Annotated in this window: 8 protein-coding genes; all 8 read left to right on the forward strand. The window is 28.7% G+C overall.

The window, feature by feature from the left end; all coding sequences use genetic code 11:
- The coding region (locus HNP63_RS06320; protein WP_183227624.1) for a DUF735 family protein at positions 1-375 on the forward strand (375 nt) is incomplete at its 5' end.
- A 9-nt stretch (positions 376-384) separates the two neighbouring features.
- Positions 385-1,203, forward strand: coding sequence for a DUF685 domain-containing protein (locus tag HNP63_RS06325; protein WP_183227626.1), 819 nt, complete (start codon positions 385-387; stop codon positions 1,201-1,203).
- A 72-nt stretch (positions 1,204-1,275) separates the two neighbouring features.
- Positions 1,276-1,470 carry a BlyA family holin gene (locus tag HNP63_RS06330; protein ID WP_183227628.1) on the forward strand — a complete coding sequence of 65 codons (195 nt, stop codon included), beginning with the start codon at positions 1,276-1,278 and terminating at the stop codon, positions 1,468-1,470.
- 3 nt (positions 1,471-1,473) lie between these two features.
- Positions 1,474-1,812 (forward strand): BlyB family putative holin accessory protein, encoded by a 339-nt coding sequence (locus tag HNP63_RS06335; RefSeq protein ID WP_183227630.1) that lies wholly within the window; start codon positions 1,474-1,476, stop codon positions 1,810-1,812.
- Positions 1,812-2,147 (forward strand): BlyB family putative holin accessory protein, encoded by a 336-nt coding sequence (locus HNP63_RS06340; protein WP_006434227.1) that lies wholly within the window; start codon positions 1,812-1,814, stop codon positions 2,145-2,147. Before HNP63_RS06335 ends, HNP63_RS06340 begins: the two co-directional genes overlap by 1 nt.
- Entirely contained in the window at positions 2,140-2,505 is a 366-nt protein-coding gene (locus tag HNP63_RS06345; RefSeq protein ID WP_183227632.1) for a BBA14 family lipoprotein, read from the forward strand. The genes HNP63_RS06340 and HNP63_RS06345 overlap by 8 nt, the downstream gene beginning before the upstream one ends.
- Positions 2,506-2,593: 88 nt before the next feature.
- Positions 2,594-3,136 (forward strand): Bdr family repetitive protein, encoded by a 543-nt coding sequence (bdr, locus tag HNP63_RS06350; protein WP_183227634.1) that lies wholly within the window; start codon positions 2,594-2,596, stop codon positions 3,134-3,136.
- A 146-nt stretch (positions 3,137-3,282) separates the two neighbouring features.
- On the forward strand, positions 3,283-3,927 hold the full coding sequence (locus HNP63_RS06355; protein WP_183227636.1) for an Mlp family lipoprotein: 645 nt from the start codon (positions 3,283-3,285) through the stop codon (positions 3,925-3,927).
- The last annotated feature ends 67 nt before the right edge of the window (positions 3,928-3,994 follow it).

Genomic DNA, 3,994 nt, shown 5'->3' on the forward strand with positions numbered 1-3,994 from the left:
AGTGTTATTTTTGCTTTACGTCATATTGGTACTGATGAGTCATTTAGACTGATTTTTAAGGCTTTTTTGAATGTGGATATTTCAGTTACTACACCCGAAGCTGGTGTTATTGATATCTCTTTAAAAGGGGCAATAAAGACAAACTTTACTACATTTATTTCTCCTAGCACTGCAAAAGGTAAACGGCCTAAAAAGATACTAATTAGAGAAAAGAAAAAAGGATACGCTGCATCTAAAAAGGCTTTGGTATTTAACTCACTTCCCAAGGGCTATGATCATTCAATTTATGCTTTTATAAAGGGGATTATTCCTATTGGTAGGGTTCTTAAAATCAATAATGAAGATGGTGCAAATATTATAACTTTTAACAATTAAGGAGGCTTTATGGCTGAGGGTCAAGAAAAATTATTAATTGATGAGGAAGAAACAGTTCAAATTAAAGATTTGAATAAGGTTACGACCGTTAATAATAACGATCTTTTACTGCTTGATGATGGAGTTGCAAGTAGCAATGCTATTACTTTTAAAAACTTCTTAAAAACCGTTAAATACCAAACATTTGAAGGTAAAGGACTAGGCGAGTTTAAAGAGATAATTAAGTCTACAATCGCCGAAGAACTTGCAGCTGATGAAAAGTTTGTAGAAAAAATTTACGCTAACATAATTGACAAACTAATTGGCAATAATTCTGATAAGCTTTCTAGCCTTTTTAGTAAAATTAAATCACGCCTTACAGATAGCATATCATCAGCTACCCTATCTAGAAGTGATGATCTTTTAATAATGTCTTCTTCAAGAATTCAAAAAACACCTGTTCCTAAACAATTACTAGGCGTACCATACGATTTTAATTGTGACCGCGTATCAACTGACGGCACTAGGATTTATCCGTCTGACTACAAAAACCAAGCGATAACTGTTGATATGGACCACTATAGCGATGTAAATCTTATCTTTTACAAATATAATGATGATGAGCCTATTTACCTTGATATTGAGATTAACTTAGAATACACAAGGAGGCAGAGAAGTGCCGGTGAATCATTATATTTAAGATATTCCGACGAAAGTGAAAAAAATATGGTTTATCTGCATATGGACGCTCCTGCAATATCTCTTAAGTTTCCCATGTACAAAGGATGGTATATACAAAAAAGAACCTATAGATCGGGGAATCCGGTTCCAGATCTTTTTAAACTGTAAACTTTTTAGCAAAAATTATAATTTTGGTATATAATGTATATACAAATAAAAAATTAAAATGAGGGATTAAAAATGGATATTAAAATAACAGAACTTCTTATTAATCTAAATGAAATAAAACTCATAGCCGTAATGATTTTTGTAACAGTACTGGTTCTAGGGGTACTAATTCTTTTAAAACCGTTATTAAAAGACATATTATCTATAGTAATAGGTAAGTTTTTTAGAAATGGAAATGGCAATACTAATGGTAAAAAACGGGATTAATTTATGAAATTATCTAAAGATAATGTTGAGCTTGGACTTAAGTCTTTATCAAACCTGATTGATATATTTTCTAAATTTGAAGATGAATTTGATGAGGCTGCACATAAAGGATTCTTTTTGGTTTATGAGCTATATTCTCATTACAAATTAATCTATACAGCAAATATGGAAAGACTTGAGAGTGCATTAACTCCAACAATAACTAAAATACTCGCTCCAATAAATGAGAAAATCAATCAATGCATTGATCTAGTTAATTCTGATGAAAAAAATCTAAAAATATCTAATGATCTGAAATTCAATCAGGAAGGAAAACCTATCTATCAAGAGAGAAACACATAATGCAAAATAACACTATTGGCTTAGGGCTTAATTTACTATCAAGCTTAACTAACATAGCTAAAACTGATACAAACATAGATCATAACTACATTAATACTTTTAGCAAGGTAATAGATTTTTTCTACAAAACATATATGAGCACACTAAAATCTATGGAAACAGCCGAATCAACAAAAATATTAGAAGAAATACAAGACATATTAAAATACAATATTGAGATAATAGAGGCTATTTCTAATAATAAAAGTAATAAAATTATCTCCTCATTAAAAGCAAAACGCAATAAAATCATGAGGGAATATATTAATATCCTTAAAAGGGGTGAAAATGCTTAAACTAGTAAACTACTTGTTACTTTCTTTACTACTATGTTGCAATACTATTGCTAGTTTACCAGATGAACCAAAACCACCAATTATTCAAACACTCGGCTCTTTAGCTAAATATGAGGCAAAATTATCAGATTATGTTATGTACCTTATAACATTCTTAGCTAAAACAAAAGTAAAAGTTAATGACCCAAATTATCCAGAATATACTTTTCCAGACTTATCAATACTAAAAGATGAACACTCCATAACTTCAATCAAACATAATATCAAAATACTTTTGGAGTACATTCAAAAAACAAAACCCATAGCACAAAAAGTCTATAATCAATATTCCCTAGTTAAAAATGTAAATTACAAATAAGTTGTTCTTGCAAGAACTTATACTTTATATGTAAAAATATCTAAAGCTAACTAAAATGGTGTATAATAGGCTATAAAGGGAAAATATTATGAAACCAGCACTACCAAATATTGCAAGTATAACTGAAGAACAAATATACAATGAATTTATAAGATTGGGAATGGAACAACTAATAGCTCAAGATTTATCTAAAAGATACTATCATAATGAACTTACATATAGAGATTTAGAAAATTTAGAAAAACAATTTGGGATAAAGTTTGATAATCTTATTTATAAGATAGACACTGTAGAGAAGAATTTACAAAAGGATATATTCAATTTAGATACTAAGATAGACACTGTAGAGAAGACTTTACAAAAGGATATATTCAATTTAGATACTAAGATAGACACTGTAGAGAAAAATTTACGTAAAGATATGGAAATTAATAATCAACTATTATTAGAAAAAATGGAAAGTAATAACCAACTATTATTAGAAAAAATGGAAAGCAATAATAATGTATTATCAGAAAAACTCAAAGTGAGCAATAGAATAATAACTATTGTGACAATAGTAGTAGTCCCTATTGCTATATCCATCATAACCACTGTTGCTGTATCGCTAATCACGCGGTTTTTCAAATAGCAATTATAAATAATCCTCAAAATATAATTTATCATTTCCAAACAATCCCCTTAAACCCCACAATATTTCTCAAAATAGGGTCTATAATTACAAGAATATTTTTTATTACTTGATGTATTGTACTGAAGATAAAAAAAGGAGTAATAATGAAAATTATAAATATATTATTTTGTTTGTTTTTAATTATGCTAAATGGCTGTAATTCTAATAATAATGAAACTTTAAATAAAAATAATATGCAGCAAGAAAAAAGTAGAAAAAAACGTGATTTAGATACACAAGAGCCTCAAGAAGAAAAAGAAAAAATCACTCTAACTTCCGAAGAAGAAAAAAAGTTTAATTCATTAACAAATGCTTTTAAATACACAATTGAAAAATTATCCGATCAAATAAACGGGTACAATGATGGGAACAAGAATAAATGTAATGATTTCTTTGATTGGCTTTCTAAAGATATTCAAAAGCAAAAAGAATTAGTTAGTGCCTTTAAAAAAGTTTATGATTTCTTAGCATCAAAAGCAAACAATGAAGACTTTGATGCTTATGTTCAAGGGGCTATTGACTGTAAAGTAGCTAAAGACAACAACAAATGTAATAATCATAATAATAATCATCATAACAATAAATATGGGAGCGGCGATGGAACTAATGAAGTAGAGCAATATTTTAGAGGCGTCGCTGGAGATATGTATAGTAAAAATTCTAATGAAGAAATTTATCAATACCTTAAAGAAGAACTTTTAAAGACTGATAACCATTATGATGGTCTTACATCCAATTGGAAAGACTAAAAACAGTACTTAATTGCACATTCTTGATTATTATACGAATAGCAAGCCCCCACAATAAGGGGGCTTT

It is taken from the genome of Borreliella afzelii, assembly GCF_014202295.1.
Classification (GTDB): domain Bacteria; phylum Spirochaetota; class Spirochaetia; order Borreliales; family Borreliaceae; genus Borreliella; species Borreliella afzelii.